Annotated in this window: 22 protein-coding genes; 18 read left to right on the forward strand and 4 right to left on the reverse strand. The window is 67.3% G+C overall.

Going from position 1 to position 21,450, the window contains the following annotated elements; translation table 11 throughout:
- Positions 1 to 63 precede the first annotated feature (63 nt).
- On the reverse strand, positions 64 to 339 hold the full coding sequence (locus tag ACWEFV_RS00375; RefSeq protein ID WP_450068680.1) for a YciI family protein: 276 nt from the start codon (positions 337 to 339) through the stop codon (positions 64 to 66).
- Between the two features lie 10 nt (positions 340 to 349).
- The gene (locus tag ACWEFV_RS00380) at positions 350 to 1,027 is read right to left on the reverse strand and encodes a TetR/AcrR family transcriptional regulator (protein WP_135453528.1); all 678 of its coding nucleotides are present in this window, start codon (positions 1,025 to 1,027) and stop codon (positions 350 to 352) included.
- A 223-nt stretch (positions 1,028 to 1,250) separates the two neighbouring features.
- Here ACWEFV_RS00380 and ACWEFV_RS00385 point away from each other — a divergent pair, with 223 nt between their 5' ends.
- Genes ACWEFV_RS00385 through ACWEFV_RS00420 form a run of 8 tightly spaced genes read left to right on the forward strand, consistent with a single transcriptional unit; the run spans position 1,251 to position 9,849 of the window.
- Positions 1,251 to 3,302 (forward strand): dipeptide ABC transporter ATP-binding protein, encoded by a 2,052-nt coding sequence (locus ACWEFV_RS00385; RefSeq protein WP_450068681.1) that lies wholly within the window; start codon positions 1,251 to 1,253, stop codon positions 3,300 to 3,302.
- The gene (locus ACWEFV_RS00390) at positions 3,302 to 4,171 is read left to right on the forward strand and encodes an ABC transporter permease (RefSeq protein ID WP_450068682.1); all 870 of its coding nucleotides are present in this window, start codon (positions 3,302 to 3,304) and stop codon (positions 4,169 to 4,171) included. The genes ACWEFV_RS00385 and ACWEFV_RS00390 overlap by 1 nt, the downstream gene beginning before the upstream one ends.
- A 15-nt stretch (positions 4,172 to 4,186) precedes the next feature.
- Positions 4,187 to 5,191, forward strand: a complete 1,005-nt coding sequence (locus tag ACWEFV_RS00395) for an ABC transporter permease (RefSeq protein WP_135453530.1) — start codon at positions 4,187 to 4,189, stop codon at positions 5,189 to 5,191.
- Positions 5,192 to 5,827 carry a cysteine hydrolase family protein gene (locus ACWEFV_RS00400; protein WP_135453531.1) on the forward strand — a complete coding sequence of 212 codons (636 nt, stop codon included), beginning with the start codon at positions 5,192 to 5,194 and terminating at the stop codon, positions 5,825 to 5,827.
- On the forward strand, positions 5,824 to 7,404 hold the full coding sequence (locus tag ACWEFV_RS00405; RefSeq protein ID WP_135453532.1) for an ABC transporter substrate-binding protein: 1,581 nt from the start codon (positions 5,824 to 5,826) through the stop codon (positions 7,402 to 7,404). The genes ACWEFV_RS00400 and ACWEFV_RS00405 overlap by 4 nt, the downstream gene beginning before the upstream one ends.
- Positions 7,404 to 8,261, forward strand: coding sequence for an N-acyl homoserine lactonase family protein (locus ACWEFV_RS00410; protein ID WP_135453533.1), 858 nt, complete (start codon positions 7,404 to 7,406; stop codon positions 8,259 to 8,261). Before ACWEFV_RS00405 ends, ACWEFV_RS00410 begins: the two co-directional genes overlap by 1 nt.
- Positions 8,258 to 8,791: a hypothetical protein gene (locus ACWEFV_RS00415; protein WP_135453534.1), complete on the forward strand. Its 534-nt coding sequence runs from the start codon at positions 8,258 to 8,260 to the stop codon at positions 8,789 to 8,791. The genes ACWEFV_RS00410 and ACWEFV_RS00415 overlap by 4 nt, the downstream gene beginning before the upstream one ends.
- Before the next feature lie 26 nt (positions 8,792 to 8,817).
- Positions 8,818 to 9,849 (forward strand): isopenicillin N synthase family dioxygenase, encoded by a 1,032-nt coding sequence (locus tag ACWEFV_RS00420; protein WP_135459947.1) that lies wholly within the window; start codon positions 8,818 to 8,820, stop codon positions 9,847 to 9,849.
- Here the strand turns inward: ACWEFV_RS00420 and ACWEFV_RS00425 are convergent.
- Positions 9,842 to 10,915 (reverse strand): iron-siderophore ABC transporter substrate-binding protein, encoded by a 1,074-nt coding sequence (locus ACWEFV_RS00425; RefSeq protein ID WP_135453535.1) that lies wholly within the window; start codon positions 10,913 to 10,915, stop codon positions 9,842 to 9,844. The genes ACWEFV_RS00420 and ACWEFV_RS00425 overlap by 8 nt on opposite strands.
- A gap of 176 nt (positions 10,916 to 11,091) precedes the next feature.
- On the opposite strand from ACWEFV_RS00425, the gene ctaD reads away from it, so the two are divergent.
- From ctaD to ACWEFV_RS00440, 3 genes are read left to right on the forward strand one after another with little or no spacing between them, the layout of a single operon-like run.
- The gene (ctaD, locus tag ACWEFV_RS00430) at positions 11,092 to 12,819 is read left to right on the forward strand and encodes an aa3-type cytochrome oxidase subunit I (RefSeq protein WP_135453536.1); all 1,728 of its coding nucleotides are present in this window, start codon (positions 11,092 to 11,094) and stop codon (positions 12,817 to 12,819) included.
- Positions 12,820 to 12,861: 42 nt separating this feature from the next.
- A complete protein-coding gene (serB, locus tag ACWEFV_RS00435) occupies positions 12,862 to 14,106 on the forward strand; it encodes a phosphoserine phosphatase SerB (RefSeq protein WP_450068683.1) in 1,245 nt (414 codons plus the stop codon).
- Between the two features lie 46 nt (positions 14,107 to 14,152).
- Positions 14,153 to 14,461, forward strand: coding sequence for a hypothetical protein (locus ACWEFV_RS00440; RefSeq protein WP_036439478.1), 309 nt, complete (start codon positions 14,153 to 14,155; stop codon positions 14,459 to 14,461).
- A gap of 7 nt (positions 14,462 to 14,468) precedes the next feature.
- On the opposite strand, the gene yczR is transcribed toward ACWEFV_RS00440, so the two are convergent.
- A complete protein-coding gene (gene yczR / locus ACWEFV_RS00445; protein WP_450068684.1) occupies positions 14,469 to 15,908 on the reverse strand; it encodes a MocR-like transcription factor YczR in 1,440 nt (479 codons plus the stop codon).
- Between the two features lie 64 nt (positions 15,909 to 15,972).
- Between yczR and ACWEFV_RS00450 the strand changes: the two genes are divergently transcribed.
- The 7 genes from ACWEFV_RS00450 to ACWEFV_RS00480 all read left to right on the forward strand — a co-directional run bounded on the left by ACWEFV_RS00450 (position 15,973) and on the right by ACWEFV_RS00480 (position 21,416).
- Positions 15,973 to 16,119 (forward strand): hypothetical protein, encoded by a 147-nt coding sequence (locus ACWEFV_RS00450; protein WP_167857786.1) that lies wholly within the window; start codon positions 15,973 to 15,975, stop codon positions 16,117 to 16,119.
- Positions 16,116 to 16,832 (forward strand): membrane protein YczE, encoded by a 717-nt coding sequence (yczE, locus tag ACWEFV_RS00455; protein WP_450068685.1) that lies wholly within the window; start codon positions 16,116 to 16,118, stop codon positions 16,830 to 16,832. Before ACWEFV_RS00450 ends, yczE begins: the two co-directional genes overlap by 4 nt.
- Complete coding sequence (locus ACWEFV_RS00460; RefSeq protein WP_450068686.1) at positions 16,763 to 17,632, forward strand: ABC transporter ATP-binding protein; 870 nt, start codon at positions 16,763 to 16,765, stop codon at positions 17,630 to 17,632. The genes yczE and ACWEFV_RS00460 overlap by 70 nt, the downstream gene beginning before the upstream one ends.
- On the forward strand, positions 17,629 to 18,528 hold the full coding sequence (locus tag ACWEFV_RS00465; RefSeq protein ID WP_167857787.1) for an NUDIX hydrolase: 900 nt from the start codon (positions 17,629 to 17,631) through the stop codon (positions 18,526 to 18,528). Before ACWEFV_RS00460 ends, ACWEFV_RS00465 begins: the two co-directional genes overlap by 4 nt.
- The gene (locus ACWEFV_RS00470; RefSeq protein ID WP_450069241.1) at positions 18,516 to 19,196 is read left to right on the forward strand and encodes an enoyl-CoA hydratase; all 681 of its coding nucleotides are present in this window, start codon (positions 18,516 to 18,518) and stop codon (positions 19,194 to 19,196) included. Before ACWEFV_RS00465 ends, ACWEFV_RS00470 begins: the two co-directional genes overlap by 13 nt.
- 91 nt (positions 19,197 to 19,287) lie before the next feature.
- On the forward strand, positions 19,288 to 20,244 hold the full coding sequence (locus ACWEFV_RS00475) for a class I SAM-dependent methyltransferase (RefSeq protein ID WP_135459949.1): 957 nt from the start codon (positions 19,288 to 19,290) through the stop codon (positions 20,242 to 20,244).
- Entirely contained in the window at positions 20,244 to 21,416 is a 1,173-nt protein-coding gene (locus tag ACWEFV_RS00480; protein WP_450068687.1) for a THUMP-like domain-containing protein, read from the forward strand. Before ACWEFV_RS00475 ends, ACWEFV_RS00480 begins: the two co-directional genes overlap by 1 nt.
- The last annotated feature ends 34 nt before the right edge of the window (positions 21,417 to 21,450 follow it).

Consider the following 21,450-nt stretch of genomic DNA (forward strand, 5'->3'; position numbering starts at 1 on the left):
CAGGCAGCGGCGATAATCCCACCGCCGGTGTGACAAATCTCCCCGATCGAAGCCGGGCGCGGGTCACAACCCGGGTGCGCGGACCGACCCGTTGAAGGACACGCGCTCGCAGCGAATGAGCCCGGCCAGGGTGTAGGGGTCGCGGGCGATGACGTCCTCTACCTCCTCTTCGCTGAGGTCCCCGGTGACCAGGACCGCGCCGGTCGCTGATTCCAGACGTCCGGCCAACAGGATGCGGCCCGCGGCCACTTCCTCCTTGAGCCACGCGACGTGCGCGGGGCGGGTCTGGTCGACGACGTCGATGGGTTGCACGTAAGTCGTGGTGAGGACGTGGAACATGCAATGCAGACTACGGGTCGGATGCGCTGTTCCTGTTATGCCTGTCGATCTCCCGGTGGCTACGTGAACGCAGGGCTGCGGCCGCATCGTCAGGAATGCCCAGGACGCGCATGCAGGCATCCGCCACGTGGAACGGCATATCGGAACGTTTCGGACCGGGCGGCATCGACCACACGTTGACCAACGATTCGACGAGCCGGAACGGGAGGTCGGCGGCTGCTTCGTGAACGCCGGTCCGCCGGCTCAGTGCGCGACTCACAGACAGATAGTGCAGCCGTAGCCGCTCCCGGTCCGACCAGAACGGTTCGAGCTTGGCTTCACGCAATTCGGGCAGCAGGTAGAGCGCACCGAGGTTCCACCTCCCGGACATCAGTTGCGCGCCGTCGAACGCCGCCAATGCGTGCAGATGTTCATCGGCGGTCAAAGCGGGTTCGGTGCCCAGCAGGCTCGGGATGAACTCGAGGGTCGGCGCAACGGTCTGCTCGAGCAGTGCGCACAAGATGTCGTCCTTGGTCTTGAAGTAGTGGTACAGGGATGCCTGGCGGACACCGACCGCCTCGGCGATCGCCCGCGTCGAAGTACCCGCGTAGCCGGTTGCGGTGAACAATTCCCCTGCGGCGTCGAGGATTTCGTCACGAGCGGTGTGCCCCTGCCGACGCTGGGCGTGTACCCGTGGTCTTCCTGCCATAGGGCCATGGTTGGCTCTTCAGCCACGAACAGCCAGCGCAGGGGGTATCGGTCACTCGATAGAAACGCGCGACACGTGACGGTTACCGGGCCCGTCAATTCCTTTACACCTCATTAACGCCTGTGACACCCAGTGACGCCGCCGCCCGGGAAAACTGTCGCTCGACAGGCTGCGGCACAGGGTGGTGACGCGGAACAGCCAAATCGCTTCTGGGAGGCCCACGATGGCTGAGGTCACGATCGACATGACCTTCCCCGCGGATCTCGGCGCAGATGACCCCGCGACTGACGACTCGGCGATACACGCTGAGCCGACGTCACTCTCACCGCCACAGCCGGTTGCCACCATCGACGACCTACACGTCACCTTTCGTCGCAATGGCCGCGACATCCACGCGCTGCGCGGAGTCTCCCTCACCATCGCCCCGGGGGAGATCGTTGGTCTGGTCGGTGAATCCGGTTCCGGCAAAACCGTTCTGGGGTTCACGATGCTCGGCCTGCTGGCCAAGAGCGCCAAGATCGGCGGGTCGGTCCGGGTGGTGAACTCCGACATGGTGAACGGCGGAACCAAGGCGTTGCGCAAGGTGCGCCGCCTCGACCTGGGCGCGGTGTTCCAGGATCCGATGACCTCGCTCAACCCGACCATGCGTATCGGCAAGCAGGTGGCCGAGGCGGCCGGCAGCGAGCAAGAGGCGCTGCGCCTGCTCACCGCCGTCGGTATTCCGGAGCCCAAGCGCCGGATGCGGGCATATCCGCACGAACTCTCCGGCGGGCTGCGTCAGCGCGTGATGATTGCGATGGCGGTCGCGGGGGACCCAGAACTCGTCATCGCCGACGAACCGACCACAGCGCTCGATGTCACCGTTCAAGCCCAGGTGTTGCGGCTGCTGCAACGGCTGCGGGACGAGATCGGTTGCAGCATCGTGCTGATCACCCACGACCTGGGCGTTGCTGCGCAGATCTCGGATCGCATCGCGGTGCTCTACGCGGGGCGCATCGCCGAGATCGGCCCCGCCGCCGAGGTGCTGGCCAACCCCGCCCATCCCTACACCAAAGGACTGCTCGGCAGCCGGCTCACCCTGGATACCGCACGTGACCGGAAGCTCGCCGCGCTGCCCGGCTCGGTGCCCAGCCCGGCCTCGCCGTTGCCCGGATGTGCCTTCGAGCCGCGGTGTGCCGTGGCCTCCGGGGGCTGTTCAACGTCGCTACCGGAGCCCGTTGTCGTTGCACCCCAACGGGTCAGTGCGTGTGTCCGGCCGATGGCGGACATCGCCGGCGTGGTGCGGCCCTCGACAGCGAAGGCCGCAGAATTGTTCCCGGCCAAGGTGGCGGACAGCGTCGAGCAGCCACCGGCCGTGGCGCTGGCCAATGTCGCCAAGACGTTCGCGGTGTCGCGACGATGGCTGGATCGTTCGGCCGACAATCACGGAAAGCTGCACGCGCTGCGCGGCGTGACCATGCGTGTGCGCCAGGGCGAGTCCGTGGCCCTGGTCGGGGAGAGCGGCTCGGGCAAGTCCACACTGTTGCGAATCATCGCCGGGCTGGAGAGTCCGACCTCGGGATCCGTCCAGGTGGCCGGCGGTCAACGACCACAGATGGTCTTCCAGGACGCGGGCGCCTCACTGACACCATGGCTGTCGGTCGGTGAGTTGATCGCCGAGCGGTTGCGCGGCACCAAGATGCCGGCGGCTCAGCGCCGCACCGCCGTGGCGGAGGTACTCGAACGGGTCGGTCTGCCGGCCGAGGTGGCCAAAGCGCGTTCAGGGGAGCTGTCCGGCGGGCAGCGCCAACGGGTTTCGCTGGCGCGGGCCACCGTCGTGCCACCGTCGGTTCTGCTGTGCGACGAGCCGACCAGCGCGCTCGACGTGTCGCTGGCGGCTTCGGTCCTCAACCTGATCGGGGATCTGCGCCGCAGTCTGGACATGTCCGTCGTCTTCGTCACCCACGACCTGTCCGTCGCCCGGGTGGTGGCCGACCGGATCGCCGTGATGTATCTGGGTCGCATCGTCGAGATCGGACCCGCAGATCAGGTGATCGGCGACCCGGCCCATCCGTACACCCGGGCACTCGTCGACGCGATCCCCGACCTGGGCCGCGAATCACGCGTACTGGCAGGCGAGCCCGCCAGCCCACTGTCACCGCCGGATGGCTGCGCCTTCCACCCGAGATGTCCGATCTCGATACCGGCGTGCGGCGGTAGCGAACTCGACGTCCGGTTGGAGGGCACACCGGGCAACCCCCATCACGTTGCGTGTATCGAAAGGCGGGCGGTCTGATGGCGATAGCCGTTGCGTTCCCCACGTTGGCGAGCGGGCGTGCACGCCCGTGGTTGTCGCGGTCGTGGCCACGGTCCACGGTGCTCAACTGGGCCGGATTCTCGATGGTGATCGTGCTGACGATGCTCGTCATCGCGGTGCCGCTGATCGCCCCGCACGACCCGCTCACACCGGTGGGCATGCCGCTGCAAGCGCCTGGCAAGAACGGGTTTCTGCTCGGCACCGACAGCGTCGGCCGCGACATCCTGTCCCGAGTTCTCTACGGCGCCCGCTCCAGTTGGTTCGCCGCGCTGGTCGTGGTCGCTGCAGGACTCGCGATCGGCGGGTTGATCGGCCTGATCGCCGGCGCGTCCGGAGGCTGGATCGACTCGGTGTTGATGCGCATCACCGACGGGTTCCTGTCCCTGCCCGCCCCAGTGCTCGCGATCGCCGTAGTCGCCGCGCTCGGACCGAGTTTCGTGCACACCCTGTTCGCGGTGTCGATCGTCTGGTGGCCGTTCTACGCCAGGTTGGTACGCGGCGAGATTGCTCGCCTGGCTGCCCGCCCACACGTCGAGGCCGCCAAACTCGCTGGGGCGAGCCGATTCCGGCTTGCGACGCGGCACCTGCTTCCGGGTGCGGTGCCGAATGCCCTCGTCGCCGCCAGCCTGGATCTGGGCACCCTGATCCTCACCGTGGCGGCACTGTCGTTCCTCGGGCTCGGGCAGGCCGCGCCGGCACCCGAACTGGGTGCCGACTCGGCCCGCAACCTCAGTTATTTCCTGCAGCAGTGGTGGATTCCGGTGATGCCGGGTCTCGGTGTCCTGGTTCTGGCGCTCGTCGGAAACATCGCCGGGGACTGTCTGCGCAACCTGATGAAGAACCGGTGAGTGAGGAGGATTCGAATGAAGACTTTCGTGGCTTCCCGGCTGGGTGCGATGATCGCCATCCTGATCGCCCTTACCGGAGTGATGTTCGTGCTCCAGCACGTCTCGCCGCTGGACCCCGTGAAGGCGCAGTTGGGTGCACAGGCCTCGGCCCAGGCGGTCGCCGCCAGACGCGAGGAACTCGGCTTGAACCAGCCGGTGCTCGTGCAGTTCTGGCACTACCTGACCAATGCGGTGACCGGTGATCTCGGAACCTCCTACCGCACCCGTCACCCGGTGTTGTCGGACCTCGGCAGCTTCCTGCCGGCCACCTTGGAACTCGCGATCTTCGGGATCGCCATCGCGCTGGTGCTGGCGGCCCTGCTGGCCTTCAGCACCACGCTGAAATGGCCGGGTGCCCAGGTGCTTCGGGCGGTGCTGTTCACCGGTGCCGCGGCGCCGATGTTCCTGCTCGGCATCCTCGGGCTGATCGTGTTCTACCAGGAGCTGGGCTGGGTTCCGGCCAATGGGCGCATCGCGGTGTCGAATCCACCTACCGGGCCGACGGGCCTGCTCACCGTCGACGGCCTCCTGCACGGCCGGTTCGACGTGGTGGCCGATGCCGTACAGCACCTGATGTTGCCGGCCCTCGTGATCGCGATCGGCCCGGCCGTGGCGATCGGGCGGGTACTGCGCAGCAGCCTGATGACCGACATCGACAGCGACTACGCACGGACCGCCCGGGCCAAGGGGCTGTCGGAGGGCCAGATCATGACGCGGCACGTGCTGCGCAACTCCGTCGGGTCTGCGTTGTCGATGACGGGTCTTCAAGTGGGCCTGATGTTCTCGGGCGTGCTCGTCGTCGAGCAGGTCTTCGGGTGGCCGGGAATCGGCCAGTACATCGCCCAGAGCATCCCGGTTGCCGACTTCCCGGCCATCGCGGGCGTCACCTTGATGTTGGGTGCGCTCTATGTAGTCATCAACACCGCCGTGGACCTGCTCCAGGCGGCAGCCGATCCCCGTATCGCAGTAATAGGAGGTTAGGTGCCCAAACAGCCACTCATCGTGGGTAATCCAGTACTTGTCGTGGTCGACATACAGGAGGGCGGTGGAATGTCGGCCCAGGACGCCGGGATTCCGGTGATGCCCGGTCATGCCGAGCGCGTCACCGTCGCCGAGAAGCTGCTCGCCGCAGCGCGTTCGGCTGATGTGCCGGTGGTGTTCTTCCAGGAGGTCCACCGGCCCAGCGGCATCGACTTCGGCCGCGAGCTAGACGGCACCGAGGGCGTCCACTGCGTCGAGGGCCAGCCCGGCACCGACCTGGAACCGACCCTGCGGCCACTGCCCGACGAGTTCCACATCGTGAAGCGGCGCTACTCCGGGTTCATCGGAACGGATTTCGAGATCGTCCTGTCCGGTCTCAAGGCGTCGACGCTCATCCTCATCGGCGGACTCACCGACGTGTGTGTGCACTACACCTTCGCCGACGCCCACCAGCGTGACTTCTACGTGCGCGTCGTCACCGACTGCGTGGGCGGGTCGTCGCAGTACCGGCACGATGCCGCGCTCGACGCCATGGAGTACCTGCAGACCGGTGCGCTACGAACCTCCGACGAGATCCTGGCCGCCTTCACAGAATTCGCCACGTCCCAGCCCGTTCTCGAAGGAGCCGCACGATGATCAACCGATGGACGACCATGGCCGCCGTGAGTGCGGTGGCGGCGTTGATGCTGAGCGCCTGTGGCGGTTCGGATTCCGGGAGCGGCACACCCAGCGCGGCACCGACCGACAAGGTGCTGCACCTTTCGTTCCTGCAGGACCCCGGTCAGCCACCCGACCCTGACATCTACTACGCCGGCCAGGGCCTGCTGCTGACCACCAATATCTACGAGGGGCTGCTGCAGTACCAGGCGGGAACCGACAAGCCCGTATTGGAACCTCTGCTGGCCACCGAGTGGAAAGCATCGCCGGACAACAGAGTGTTCGATTTCAAGCTGCGCCAGGGCGTCAAGTTCCATGACGGCACCCCGTTCACCGCGGAGGCTGTCAAGGCGTCGTTCGATCGCAGGCTGGCGGTCAATCAGGGGCCGGCCTACATGGTCAAGGACGTGGAATCGGTTACCCCACACGGTGATTACGACGTCACCATCACGCTGAAGGCGCCCAACGCGGCCTTCCTCGACTACCTGGCGTGCGCCTACGGGCCCAGGATGCTGAGTCCTCAGGGCCTGCAGCAGAACGCGGGCTCCGATCACGCACAGAGCTATCTGACGAATCACGATCTGGGGACCGGCCCGTACACGCTCACCGCGGCGGAGGTCGGATCACGCTATGCACTGGCGTCATTTCCGGAGTACTGGGGTGCCAAGCCGTACTTCGAGAAGGTCGAGATGCCGGTGATCACCGACGTTTCGGCCCAACAACTCCAGTTCAACAACGGGCAGCTCGCCGCGATCCTGCATGACCTGCCCTCGTCAGCGGTCCAGTCGTACCTGGACAACAAGGCGTTCGCCAATTACTCGCTGCCGACCATGATGTCCAACTACCTTTACGTGAACCCGCACAAGGGCATGATGGCCGACGCCAAGAACCGCACTGCGGTGCTGCAGGCGATCAACGTCGACGAGCTGGTCAAGCAGACGTACTTCGGGCGCGGTGATGTGGCCGGACAGATCTATCCGCCCAACATGATGGCCTCGGACTTCGCCAATCAGGCCGTGGCTCACGATCCGTCGGTGCTCAGCGGCATCGCAGGGGCACTGCCCGCCGACCAGAAAGCGATCACGATCGGCTACGACTCGAGCAATCCAGACAATCAACTGGTCAGCAATCTGCTTCAGACACAACTTGCCGCTGCAGGATTGACCGCCAAGGTACAGGCCTACCCGACGTCAGAAATCTACGGCTGGGTCGGCACCGACGGTCAATCGGCTCCGGAGATCTTCACCGCGCTGGCGTGGCCCGACGCCCCGTCGCCGTACACCTGGGGACACATCACGTGGGATGCCGACGGCGGCCTGAATTATCTGGGCTGCTCGGCACCGCCGGTCACCGAGGCGTTGGCCGGTGGCCTGCCCACCGGTGACTCCGCGGTGTTTTCACGGGCCGGGCTGGAAGCGGTGAAGACCGGCTGCTGGCTCAACATCGCCGACGTCAACGACTTCATGGTGGCCCAGCCCTGGCTCAAGGGTGTCGAACAGTCCCACGTGGTTACCAACCCCAATTCGTTGCGGCTCGCCGCGCTGTCGGTGGGCTGATGGCGACGCTGGTCCGCAGGAGCGGAGTCCGCCACATCATTCTGCTCACCCTGGGTTGGGAGGAACTGCCGAAATCGGTGTCGGTGTACGGAGCGCCGGCCGCGGAGCGCATGCGTGAACCCGTTCCGGGCGTGCTGCTTCAGACCGATGGCGGCTGGGTGCTGCTCGACACGGGGTTCAACACCGCACTCGTGCGTGACCCCGCGTTGTATCGCCGGTTCTTCCCGACCGTGGAGTACCGACCGGTGCTCCCGGGGCCCGGCGAGCCGATCGAGCAACGGCTCGCCGAGGTCGGAGTCGACTTCGACGACATCCACACCGTCGCGGTGAGCCATCTGCACCACGACCATGCCGGTGGGCTCAAGCTGTTCGCCGGCAAGGTCCCGGTGCACGCCCAACGCCGTGAGCTCGAATACGGTCTGTCCAACCACCCTGAGCCGGAACGCAATGCGATCGTCCGGGTGGACTTCGACGATCCGAACATCGACTGGCGGCTGGCCGACGGCGAGGCCACGATCGCACCCGGCGTCACCGCGATCCCGACGTACGGACACACGCCGGGGCATCAGAGTTTCGCGGTGGAGCTCGATGAGTCAGTCGGCGGCGGCGGGTTCGTATTCGCGTTCGATGCCGCAGATCTCACGGAGAACATCGAGCACGAACTCCCGATCGGCGGGTTCATCGACGTCGATCCCGAGGAAACGGTCGAACCGATCCGCAAGCTCAAGAAGCTGGCGCGCGACAAGGGATATCAGTTGATTCCCGGCCATGACCCGGAGGTGTGGCCCGGGCTGACCGAGCACTTTCACGAGCGCTTCGGTCCGGTTTCCCACGGGCTGGAACAGGAATTCTCATGAAGCCGGTGATGGCCGCGGAGTGTGCCGGACTGTGGCGGCGCACCTTGCTGATCGAGGCCGACGGATCACGTGACACCGGGACAGACATCGCGTGGTTGCAGGCCGGCAGCGCCTACGTCGACTCTCGGGGCTTCGGCGGTGAGCTGGTCCAGCGCGGCACCGTCTTCTCCTGGCGCCGTGATGTCGAGCTGGTGCCGTCGGGCCCGGCTCCCGACGAGGGTGAGATGCGTTGGGAAGGAGACACTCTGATCGAGACCGGGGTGCATGAGGACTACGTCGAGCACTGGGTGCGGGAGCTCGGTCCGACGACTCCGCGCGGCGGGTTCTTCCTGCGGGCGCCCGACGGAGGCCAGGCCATCCTGGTGCGGGTCGGCCCGATCTTCGCGTGGCTGGGCGCCGGTGAGGTGGTGATCGACACGGTGGGCGGGCCGCGATGGGCCGCACTCGCGATCGACTTGGAAGGTCAGCAGATTCAGGCCAACGGCGTGCGCTGGGTCGTGGAACGAACTGAAGGGACAGTGAATCTGTGAGTGGCACATCATCGTTGGCGGCGTTCATGTCCGTGCCGATCGTCGACATCAGTGGGCTGCGTTCGGCGCGGCGTGACGAGCGGGAACGGGTCGCGGCCGAGATCGGCACGGCGGCCCGAGAGGTCGGCTTCTTCTACATCAGCGGATCCGGCATCGAGGAAGCGGTATTCGACCGGATGCTCGCTGTCACCAAGCAGTTCTTCGCCCTGCCGATGGAGGAGAAGATGCGCAGCTACATCGGGCTGTCCCAGTGTCACCGCGGTTACGTCCCGGTAGGGGAGGAAGGTCTCGAATCCGACAGCCCGCCCGACCTGAAGGAAGCCTTCGACACCGCACTGGACCTGCCGGCCGACGACCCCGACCATCTGGCGGGCAACCCGATGCTCGGACCGAACACCTGGCCCGAACTCCCCGGATTCGCCGAAGCGGTGACGGCGTACTACCAGGCTGCGATCGATGTTGGCCGGCAACTGTTGTGGGCGTTCGCGGTGGCGCTGGGGGAGGACCCCGAGGTGTTCTCCCGGCACACCACGAAAACGCCCAGCCAACTGCGGTTGATGCACTACCCGTACAACGCGGACGCGCAGGACGGACAGGGCATCGGCGCGCATACGGACTACGAGTGCTTCACGCTGCTCAAACCCACCGCGCCCGGCCTGGAGGTGCTCAATGGCGCCGGCGAGTGGATCGATGTGCCGCCGCTGGACGGGACGTTCGTCGTCAACATCGGCGATCTGCTCGAACTGTGGACCAACGGAACATTCGTGGCGACCAGTCACCGGGTGCGCCGAGTCGCGCAGGAGCGCTATTCGTTCCCGCTGTTCTTCAACGTCGACTATCACACCGAGGTGAAACCGCTGCCCCGGTTCGTCACGGGCGACGGCTCGCGGCGTCCGGCGCTGCGAGCCGGTGAGCATCTGTTCGCCCAGACCGCGCAGACCTTCACGTATCTGCGCCGCCGCATGCAGGCCGGGGAACTGGTGCTACCCGACGGGTCGCTGGCCACCGGCCAATTCGGCCAACAGGCCGTGTACGGAGTCGACGGCCGGATCAGTTGATCGGGGCGTTCACCCAGCGCAGGTCATCAAGGATGCCGCGGGCGGCCACGATGTTCTGCCCGGTCTGCCAGACCTCGTTGTTCACCACGAACACCCGGTTGTCCTTGGCCGCCGACAGGGCCCGCCAGGCCGGGCTTTCCAGGATCTTGGGTGCGTTGTCCTTGGCTGCCGCGGACGCGAACGAGACGTAGACGATATCCGCATCGGCGCTGCGGTAATCGGCGTCGGCGGTGCCGAGCTCCTCGTAGGGTTTGTCGGTAAACCGTTGCGCGGCAGGGCGATCCAATCCCACCGCGGCCAGTACGCTGCCAGCGAAGGTGTCGGCGCCATACACCCGGACACTGTTCTCGGTCAGTTGCACCACCGACGCCTGGAAATGCCCGGCGTCGTTCTGCGCGCCGGTATCGCGGGCGGCGTCGTCGAACTTCGCGATCAGGTCGGCCGCGGCGTCCCGGCGACCTGTCGCCTCACCCACCGCGCGCAGTGTGTCGCGCCAGGCGGCCCCGGGCGCCCCGGTGAACACGGTCGGGGCAATCGCCGACAGCGCGCCGAACGATGCAGGGGTGAGGCTCGCGGAACCGAGGATCAGCTCCGGGTTGGCCGACTTGATGGCCTCGAGGTCCGGCGCGTTCCGGGAACCTGCCGGGGCGACCCCGTGCACGACGGCCCCCAGATAGGAGGGCTGCTCGGACGAACCATCCGGAAGTGCCGCCGCGACGATGCGCGACTGCAGGCCCAGCGCGCACAGCGCATCCAGTTGGTCCCCGGACAGCGCGACGATGCGCTGCGGGTCGCCACGCACCTCGGTGGACTCCGGAATATCGGCACCTTCGGCGCGCGCGTTGCGGACCTCTCGTGCCGACTGATCGGCGGCGGCCGGCTCGGCCGCGCAGGATTCGTCGGGGCGGCGCTGATTACCCAGCACGCCGGCGTCGGCGATCTTGGTGACACTGGTGGTCATCGACGTCTGCGCCTGTTGCGTCTGCTCGGCAGAGCCGCACCCACTGGCGAGTGTCGCGGCCGCGGCGATCACCGCGACGGTGGCGCGGGGTCGGTTGGTCAGCACCGGGCGACGGTAGCATTCATCGTCTTATCGCTGGTCAGGGCCTCGCGGCTGAAAGTCGCGACTCCAGGGAGCGACTCAGTACGACGGTTTGTAGGACCCACGGGCGCACAGGCCGCCGGGAGCGTTAGGATTCAGGTCGATATGCGGGATTTCCCGACGAATCTTTGGAGGATCTCTTGGTAGCCGAAGCGCCCCCAATCGGAGAACTCGAGGCACGTCGTCCTTTTCCGGAACGGATGGGCCCCAAGGGCAACCTGATCTACAAGCTCATCACGACGACCGATCACAAGTTGATCGGCATCATGTACTGCGTCGTCTGCTTCGCCTTCTTCTTCATCGGCGGTCTGATGGCGCTGTTCATGCGTACCGAGCTGGCGATGCCTGGGTTGCAGTTCCTGAGCAATGAGCAGTTCAACCAGCTGTTCACCATGCACGGCACGGTGATGCTGCTGTTCTACGCGACCCCGATCGTGTTCGGGTTCGCCAACCTGGTGCTCCCGCTGCAGATCGGCGCGCCCGATGTGGCGTTCCCGCGGCTGAACGCGCTGTCGTTCTGGCTGTTCCTGTTCGGCGCGCTGATCGCCCTGGGCGGCTTCATCACGCCGGGCGGTGCCGCGGACTTCGGTTGGACGGCCTACTCGCCGCTGACCGACGCCATCCACTCGCCGGGTGCCGGCGGTGACCTGTGGATCCTGGGTCTGGCCGTCGGTGGTCTGGGCACCATCCTCGGTGGCGTCAACATGATCACCACCGTGGTCTGCATGCGTGCGCCCGGTATGACGATGTTCCGGATGCCGGTGTTCACCTGGAACATCCTGGTGACCTCGATCCTGGTGCTGATCGCGTTCCCGATCCTGACCGCCGCGCTGTTCGGTCTGGCCGCCGACCGCCACCTGGGCGCGCACATCTACGACCCGTCCAACGGCGGTGTCCTGTTGTGGCAGCACCTGTTCTGGTTCTTCGGTCACCCCGAGGTGTACATCATCGCGCTGCCGTTCTTCGGCATCGTGTCCGAGATCTTCCCGGTGTTCAGCCGCAAGCCGATCTTCGGTTACACCACGCTGATCTACGCGACCATCAGCATCGCGGCCCTGTCGATCGCGGTGTGGGCGCACCACATGTACGCCACCGGCGCGGTCCTGCTGCCGTTCTTCTCCTTCATGACGTTCCTGATCGCGGTCCCGACCGGCATCAAGTTCTTCAACTGGATCGGAACGATGTGGAAGGGCCAGTTGACGTTCGAGACGCCGATGCTGTTCTCGGTCGGCTTCCTGATCACCTTCCTGCTGGGTGGCCTGTCGGGCGTGCTGCTGGCCAGCCCGCCGATCGACTTCCACGTCACCGACAGCTACTTCGTCATCGCGCACTTCCACTACGTGCTCTTCGGCACCATCGTGTTCGCCACCTACGCGGGCATCTACTTCTGGTTCCCGAAGATGACCGGACGTCTGCTCGACGAGCGCCTGGGCAAGCTGCACTTCTGGCTGACCTTCATCGGCTTCCACCTCACCTTCCTGGTGCAGCACTGGGTCGGTAACGAGGGCATGCCGCGCCGCTACGCCGACTACCTGCCCAGCGACGGCTTCACCACGCTCAACGTCGTCTCCACGATCGGTGCCTTCGTCCTGGGCATCTCGACCCTGCCGTTCGTGTGGAACGTGTTCAAGAGCTGGCGCTACGGCGAGCCGGTGACGGTCGATGACCCCTGGGGTTACGGCAACTCGCTGGAGTGGGCGACCTCCTGCCCGCCGCCGCGGCACAACTTCACCGAGCTGCCCCGAATCCGTTCGGAGCGACCGGCGTTCGAGCTGCACTACCCGCACATGGTCGAGCGGATGCGCGCCGAGGCCCACGTGGGCCGCGCGCATCACCCAGAGCTCGAGTCTGCGGACCGCTCCAGCTGACGGGTGGCAGCATCCGGGGGTGAGCACGTCGAGGATGTTTCGATGACCGGTGCTCCACGAGAGCGCTCGTCAGTACTGATCACCGTCACCGGAGTCGATCAGCCCGGTGTCACATCGGCGCTGTTCGAGGTGCTCGCCCGCCATCAGGTGGATCTCCGCAACGTCGAACAGGTCGTGGTCCGCGGCCGGCTCACCTTGGGTGTGCTGGTCGCGGCACCGGTCGAGTTGGTCGACGGCGATGCGCTGCGCAGTGACGTCGAGACGGCGATCCACCGGCTCGGCCTGGACGTCACGATCGAGCGCAGTGACGACATGCCTGTCATGCGCGAGCCGTCGACCCACACGATCGTGGTGCTGGGCCGTCCGATCACTGCTGAGTCGTTCAGCGTGGTGGCCCGTGCGGTCGCAGGTCTGGGCGTCAACATCGACACGATCCGCGGGGTGTCCGACTACCCGGTGACGGGCCTGGAACTCCGTGTGTCGGTGCCTGCGGGGGCCGCGTACAGCCAGCTGCAAACGGCGTTGGCCCAGGTGGCGGTCGACGAAGGTGTCGACATCGCGCTCGAGGATTACAGCCTGGCACGGCGGGCCAAGCGGCTCATCGTCTTCGACGTCGACTCCACGCTGATCCAGGGCGAGGTCATCGAGATGCTGGCCGCCCGGGCCGGCATGGAAGCCCAGGTGGCCGCCGTCACGGAAGCCGCGATGCGCGGCGAACTGGATTTTGCCGAATCGCTGCACCGCCGGGTCGCGACCCTGGCCGGTTTGCCGGCCTCGGTGCTCGACGATGTCGCCGATCAGGTGGAGTTGACGCCCGGCGCCCGGACAACCATCCGGACCCTGCGGCGGCTCGGCTTTCACTGCGGCGTGGTGTCGGGCGGTTTCCGCCAGGTCATCGAGCCACTGGCGCACGAACTCATGCTGGACTACGTGGCGGCCAACGAACTGGAGGTCGTCGACGGCAAGCTGACCGGACGGGTCATCGGCCAGGTCATCGACCGACCGGGTAAAGCCAAGGCACTGCGCGATTTCGCCCAGCAGGTCGGCGTGCCCATGGAACAGACCGTGGCCGTGGGGGACGGGGCCAATGACATCGACATGCTGGCGGCAGCCGGCCTCGGCGTCGCCTTCAACGCCAAACCTGCGTTGCGTGAGGTCGCCGACGCGTCGCTGAGCCATCCCTACCTGGACACCGTGCTGTTCATCCTCGGCGTCACCCGCGGTGAGATCGAGGCCGCCGACGCCCAGGACGGCATGCTGCGTCGCGTCGAGATCCCCGAGGACTGACGTCGGGAAGGGTGAACCGGCAGGCACCCTGAAGTAGGGTGTGGGCATGGCGAACCTGAAGCACACGGTCGTGGTTGGCGCGTTCGCCGTTGCGGCAGTCCTGGGACAGTTGGCGGTCGCGGCCCCGGCGGAGGCCAAGCGGTGCCCGTCGGGAACGGTGCAGACCAAGTTCGAGGGTGTGTGCGTGGCCGGTTCGTCCGGCGGCGGGATGGGTGCAGTGGCACCGCCGGTGATGGCGCCCAGCGCCGGGGGGACCAACATCACGAACCAGCCGGGCCAGCTGCCGACGGTAAACGGGATTCCGTGCACCATCGAGCACTACAGCACGTGCTACGCGATGTCGCAGCAGCCTTGATCGCTGACTAGACCACCAGCGTCTGCGGTTGCGCGCTGAGCGTGCCGGTGATGCTGTGCCAGGCCCGCACCAGCAGGTGCACCGCCTCTTCCAGTTCGGATTCCGGGAGCGCATAGGGCAGCCGGATGAACCGTTCCAGCGTGCCGTCCACCCCGAACCGCGGGCCGGCGGGCACATCCAGGCCCAGCCGCATCGCGGCGGCCGACAACGCGGTGCTCATCGGCGCGGGCAGCTTCACCCACAGCGACATCCCGCCGCGGCCGTGCCCGGGCTGCCAGTCCGGAAGCTCACGGGCCAGCAGCGCCACCAGGAACTCCCGACGGACGCGCAGGATCTCGCGCCGTTCCGGTAGTACCTCGGCGTGCATCTCGAGTAGCTTTGCCGCGGCGAGTTGTTCGAGGATCGGGGTACCGAGGTCCACCGAAGGCCGGATGGCGGCGATGGTGGCCAGCGTGCCGCGCTCGGCGCGAATCCAGCCGACCCGCAGACCGCCCCAGAACGATTTCGACATCGAGCCGATGGTCAGCACCAGATCGTTGCGGGGGACCGAGGCCGCCAGCGGTTCGGGAGGCGCCTCGTCAATCCACATGTCGATGATCGATTCGTCGACGATGGTGCGGGTGCGCGTGTCGGAAATGATCTGCCCCAACCGCTTTCGCTCCGCTGCGGGCATGGTGAAACCGGTCGGGTTGTGACTGTCGGGAACCAGGTAGGCCAGGCTCGGGGCGAGCTGCCGCAGCGCGGCCTGTACGGCATCGAGCTCCCAGCCGTCCCCGGTGAGTGCGACAGGCACCGCCCGCGCTCCCGCGGTCGAGATCGCCGACAGCGCGCCGTGATAGGTGGGTTGCTCGACGAGTACCCGGTCGCCGGGCTGGGTGTGGCTGGCCAGGATCAGCCCGATCGCGTGCTGGGCTCCGCTGGTCACCATGATCTGGCTCGGATCGGTGGGTAGTCCTCTGGCGCAATATCTTTCGGCAATCGCCGCGCGAAGCGGTCCGACACCCATCAGTTCGTGACCGGGCTCGCGCAGATACGGCGCGATATCGCGAGCGGCTTCGGCGAACGCCTCCAGTACAGCGGTGCCGGGCGCGGACAGGGCGGCGGCGGCCAGGCTGACCGTGGGTGTGGTGGCGTCGGGCCCGATGTGGCCGGCGGCCGGCAGGGCGGTGATGCTGCGGGCCCCGCGGCGGGCGTGCAGGTAGCCGTCGTCGCGCAACTGGGCGAAGGCGGCGGTGACCGTCGTGCGCGACACCCGCAACGACTCGGCCAGCGCCCGTTCGCTGGGAATGCGTGACCCGACCGGGACCCGGCCGTCCACGATGAGCAGCCGGATGGCGTCGGCCAGGCCGAGATAGGCGGGGCCACTTTGGCTGGAGGTGCGCCAGTTACCCAGTTCGCGGGCCAACAGGTCCACGTCGAGGGCTCTAGCCGCCATATCCATCGACATAATGAGGCCAGTATGTGTCAACTGGATATTGAATGGCAAGCCAGATGGTCGAGATCATGGGTGCATGGCCCGGAACTGGATTTCCCGACTGGCGGAGAATCTCCGCCGTATGTACGACCCCGGCAACTACCCCGGAGACCGCGACGTGGACGCCCGCCGGGTGCGCAGCGAGCTCGACGCGATCCGCGTCCGATTCCCTGACCACGCATGAGGACCGCATTCAAACGCGGTGCCCTGCTCCTGATCGGCCTGTGCGGCTACGGCGCGTCGATGGCGATGATGGTGCGTGCCGGGCTCGGCCTCGATCCGTGGGACGTCTTCCACCAGGGCCTGACCCGGCACACCCCGCTGTCCCTCGGAATGGCCTCGGCCGTCGTCGGCGTCGTCGTCCTGCTGGCCTGGATCCCGTTGCGGAACCGGCCCGGGATCGGGACCGTCGCCAACGTCATCGTCATCGCCGTCATGGTGGACGCGACGCTGGCCATCCTGCCCGCGCCGTCGGCGATGCCGGTGCGCATCGCGATGATGACCGGCGCCGTCGTGCTCAACGCCATCAGCACCGTGCTCTACATCGGCGCCGGCCTGGGCCCCGGACCCCGGGACGGCCTGATGACCGGACTCGTCGCCCGCACCGGGTTGTCGGTGCGTCTGGTGCGCACCGGAATTGAGGCGACCGTGCTGGCGGTGGGCTGGCTGATGGGCGGCACCGTCGGGATCGGCACCGTCATCTACGCGTTCGGGATCGGGCCGCTCGTGCAGCTGTTCCTGCGGCTGATGCCACGGTCGTTGTTGTTCCACGATTTCAGCGGCGGACGTGCCCGGGCGGATCGGGAACCGGTCACTACGATGAGCGAGTGGCCTCAGGGGAACGTACCGACTCGACAATCGGCGACGACGAAGACGGAACCGACCCCGACCTCTTGATCGACTTCGCCAGGGTGAGCCTGCGGCGTGGCGGCAACACCCTCGTCGGGCCCATCACCTGGGCCGTCGAACTCGACGAACGCTGGGTGGTGATCGGCCCCAACGGGGCGGGCAAGACCTCGCTGCTGCGGATCGCCGCCGCCACCGAACATCCGTCATCAGGCACCGCCTACGTGCTCGGTGAACGGTTGGGGCGCACCGACATGTCCGAGCTGCGGGCCCGGGTCGGCCTGAGCAGCTCGGCGCTGTCCCAGCGGATCCCCGACACCGAGGTGGTGCGCGACCTGGTGGTGTCGGCGGGCTACGCCGTTCTGGGCCGCTGGCGCGAGGATTACGAGGACGTCGACTACGCGCAGGCCATCGACATGCTGGAAAGCGTCGGTGCCGAACATCTTGCCGAACGGGCCTACGGGACCCTGTCGGAAGGTGAGCGCAAACGGGTCCTGATCGCCCGGTCACTGATGACCGACCCCGAACTTCTGCTGCTCGACGAGCCGGCGGCCGGGCTCGACCTGGGCGGCCGCGAGGAGCTGGTAGCCCGGTTGACCGATCTGGCTGCCGACCCCGATGCGCCGGCCATGGTGTTGGTCACCCATCATGTCGAGGAGATTCCGGTCGGGTTCAGCCACGCGCTGATCCTGTCGGAGGGCAAGGCGGTGGCCTCGGGTCTGCTGACCGAGGTGTTGACTGCTGAGAACCTCTCCAAGGCGTTCGGTCAGTCGATCGCCCTGGACACGATCGACGGGCGCTACTTCGCCCGGCGAACCAGGACCCGAGCGGCGCACAGGAGGCGTGAATGAGCAGCAGTACCCCCGACGATCCACTGGTGCCCCGGCCGGCGGCCACGGTGATGCTGGTCCGCGATGTGCACTGCGGAGGTGCGCCGGATATCGAAGTCTTCATGATGCGTAGGCATGCGGCGATGGAGTTCGTCGCCGGGGTGATGGTGTTCCCGGGCGGGGGAGTCGACGACCGCGACCGCAATGCCGACATCGCCTGGTTCGGACCCGAACCGGACTGGTGGGCACAGCGGCTCGGCGTGGACACCGGGCTGGCCGAGGCGCTGGTATGCGCCGCGGCCCGCGAGACCTTCGAGGAATCCGGCGTGTTGTTCGCCGGGCCGCACAGCGGACCAGGCGACCCGGGCATCGTGTCCGACGCCTCTGTGTATGGCGAGGCGCGTGCCGCCCTGGCCAACCACTCACTGTCCTTCGCCGATTTTCTGCGGGACGAGAAACTCGTGCTGCGCGCCGACCTGCTGCGGCCATGGGACAACTGGATCACTCCCAAAGAGGAACGCACCCGCCGCTACGACACGTTCTTCTTCGTCGGCGCCCTGCCCGAGGGCCAGCGGGCCGACGGCGAGAACACCGAGACCGACCGGGCGTTCTGGAGCACCCCGCAAGCCGGTCTCGACGACTTCGAGCAGGGCAACTCGTTCCTGCTGCCGCCGACCTGGACCCAGCTCAACTCCCTCCACGGCCGTTCGGTCGCCGACGTGCTGGCGACCGAACGCAAGATCGTCGCCACCGAACCCAACCTCTCCCTCGGCGAGGGGAGCTGGCAGATCGAGTTCTTCGACAGCGGCCGGTACAACGCGGCCAGGAACCACCGGGCCCCGCTGGGCCGCGGCGGGGCGGCCGAGGGATCGGGTTCGGCGGGCAGCAGCGAAGCTGCCGGGGAATCGGTTCAGTGAACGAGTTCGTCAACGCGATCACCGGGGCGGCGCCGGAGCAGGACCGTATCGGCACCCTGATGCTGTCGCGGCCACCCACCAATGCCCTGACCCGGCAGATGTACCGCGAGATCATCGCGGCGGCCCACGAGCTGGGTGAGCGCACCGACATCTCGGTGGTGATCCTGTTCGGCGGGCATGAGATCTTCTGCGCCGGCGATGACGTTCCCGAACTGCGCACGCTGAACACGGGTGAGGCCGCCGCCGCCGACGCTGCGCTACGCCAGTGCATCGAGGCCGTGGCCGCCATCCCCAAGCCCACGGTGGCCGCGATCACCGGCTACGCGCTGGGCAGCGGGCTGAGCCTGGCGATGGCCGCCGATTGGCGGGTCAGCGGCGACAACGTCAAATTCGGTGCAACGGAGATCCTGGCCGGTCTGGCGCCCCGCGCCGGCGGCGGTGCGCGGCTGGCCAAGGTCGTCGGGGCCAGCAAGGCCAAGGAACTCGTGTTCAGCGGCCGGTTCGTCGGCGCCGAGGAGGCGCTGGAACTCGGGCTGATCGACCAGATGGTGGCACCCGATCACGTCTATGACGAGGCACTGGCCTGGGCACGGCGATTCGTCGACCATCCGGTGGACGTGTTGGCCGCGGCGAAGGCCGCCGTCGACGGAGTGGTGGACCGGCCCTGACGCCCACCCCACCCGGGCCGTTAGGCTGCCCTGCATGACTGACATCAAGGATTCCGGCGCCGACGTTGACGCGGCGGTCGATGTAGCTGGCATGCCGACTCCTAACCCGCACGCCACGGCCGAACAGGTCGAGGCCGCGATGCACGACAGCAAGCTCGCGCAGGTGCTCTACCACGACTGGGAAGCCGAGACCTACGACGAGAAGTGGTCGATCTCCTACGACCAGCGGTGTATCGACTACGCCCGCGGCCGGTTCGACGCGATCGTCCCCGAATCCGAGCAGCGCGAGCTGCCGTACGACCGGGCCCTCGAGCTGGGCTGCGGTACCGGGTTCTTCCTGCTCAACCTGGTCCAGTCCGGTGTGGCGCGGCGCGGTTCGGTGACCGATCTGTCCCCGGGCATGGTCAAGGTCGCCACCCGCAACGGTCAGTCGCTCGGCCTGGACATCGACGGGCGGGTCGCCGACGCCGAGGGCATCCCCTACGAGGACAACACGTTCGATCTGGTGGTCGGGCACGCCGTGCTGCACCACATCCCCGACGTCGAACTCTCGCTGCGTGAGGTGGTCCGGGTGCTCAAGCCCGGCGGCCGTTTCGTCTTCGCCGGTGAGCCCACCACGGTCGGCAACAAGTACGCCCGGGAGCTGTCCACCCTGACTTGGCACGCCACCACCAACCTGACCAAGCTGCCCTGGCTGAGCGGCTGGCGCCGTCCCCAGGCCGAACTCGACGAGTCCTCCCGCGCCGCGGCGCTGGAAGCCGTCGTCGACCTGCACACCTTCGATCCGGCCGATCTGGAGCGGATGGCCACCAACGCCGGTGCGGTCGAAGTGCGCACCGCCAGCGAGGAATTCACCGCGGCGATGCTCGGCTGGCCGGTCCGCACCTTCGAGGCCGCGGTGCCGCCGGGGCGTCTGGGCTGGGGCTGGGCCAAGTTCGCGTTCAACAGCTGGACCACGCTGAGCTGGGTCGACTCCAACGTGTGGCGCCGCGTGGTGCCCAAGGGCTGGTTCTACAACGTGATGGTCACCGGGGTCAAGCCGTCATAGTGTTCGATCCCGCCGACGTCGCATATCTGCGGTCGCAGGCGGGAGCGCAGGCCCTGGATGAGGTGGCCGGGCGCCGCCTCACCGGGGCCAGCCTGGTCAGCGACATCGCCGCTGTCCGAACACAATTCGGTGATCACGCCGGAATTCTGGTGGAGACCGTACAGCTGAGGCGTCGGGCCGCGGCCAAGTTCGACGACCCGGGGCAGTGGCTGTTCACCGACGAGGCGCTGCAACAGGCCACGGCCGCGCCGGTGGCCGCGCATCGGGCCCGCCGGCTGGCCGGGGCCCGGGTGCACGATGCCACCTGCTCGATCGGCAGTGAGCTTGTGGCACTGCGTGATTGCGCAGCACAGCTGGTCGGCAGCGACCTCGATCCGGTGCGGCTGGCGATGGCCGCAAACAATCTTGATGACGGCGGTCCCGCTGTCCCACTGTGCCGTGCCGACGCGCTGGCGCCGGTCACCCGCGACACGGTGGTGATCATCGATCCGGCCCGCCGGTCGGGCGGACGGCGCCGCTTCGACCCACGGGCCTATACCCCGGCGCTCGACGCGGTCCTGGACGTCTACCGCGACCGGGACCTCGTGGTGAAGTGCGCTCCGGGAATCGATTTCGACGCGCTCACCGAGATGGGTTTCGGCGGTGAGATCGAGGTGACTTCGGTCGGGGGCAGCGTGCGCGAAGCCTGCCTGTGGTCGCCCGGTCTGACCGAACCCGGTGTACGCCGGCGGGCCAGCATGCTCGAAACCCGTGAAGAGATCAGCGACGCCGAACCCGACGACTGCTCCGTGGCCCCGGCGGGGCGCTGGATCGTCGACCCCGACGGTGCGGTGGTGCGTGCCGGGTTGGTGCGCCACTATGCGGCGCGGCACGGCCTGTGGCAGCTCGACCCCGATATCGCCTACCTGTCCGGTGACGAGTTGCCCGCCGGGGTGCGCGGTTTCGAGGTCCTCGAGCAGCTGCATTTCCAGGAGCGGCGGTTGCGCGCCGCACTGGCGGCCCGGTCGGTAGGGGCGCTGGAGATTCTGGTTCGCGGCCTGGACGTGGATCCCGATGCGTTGCGGGCCCGGATGCGGCTGCGTGGCACCGAGCACCTGGCGGTGGTGATCGCGCGGCTCGGTTCCGGGGCGGCCAGCCGGGCAACGGCATTCATTTGTCGCCCGTCGCGATAACCGCCAAGTAACCTGGTCCCAAACACGCCGGTGG

The organism is Mycobacterium sp. NPDC004974 (genome assembly GCF_053600815.1).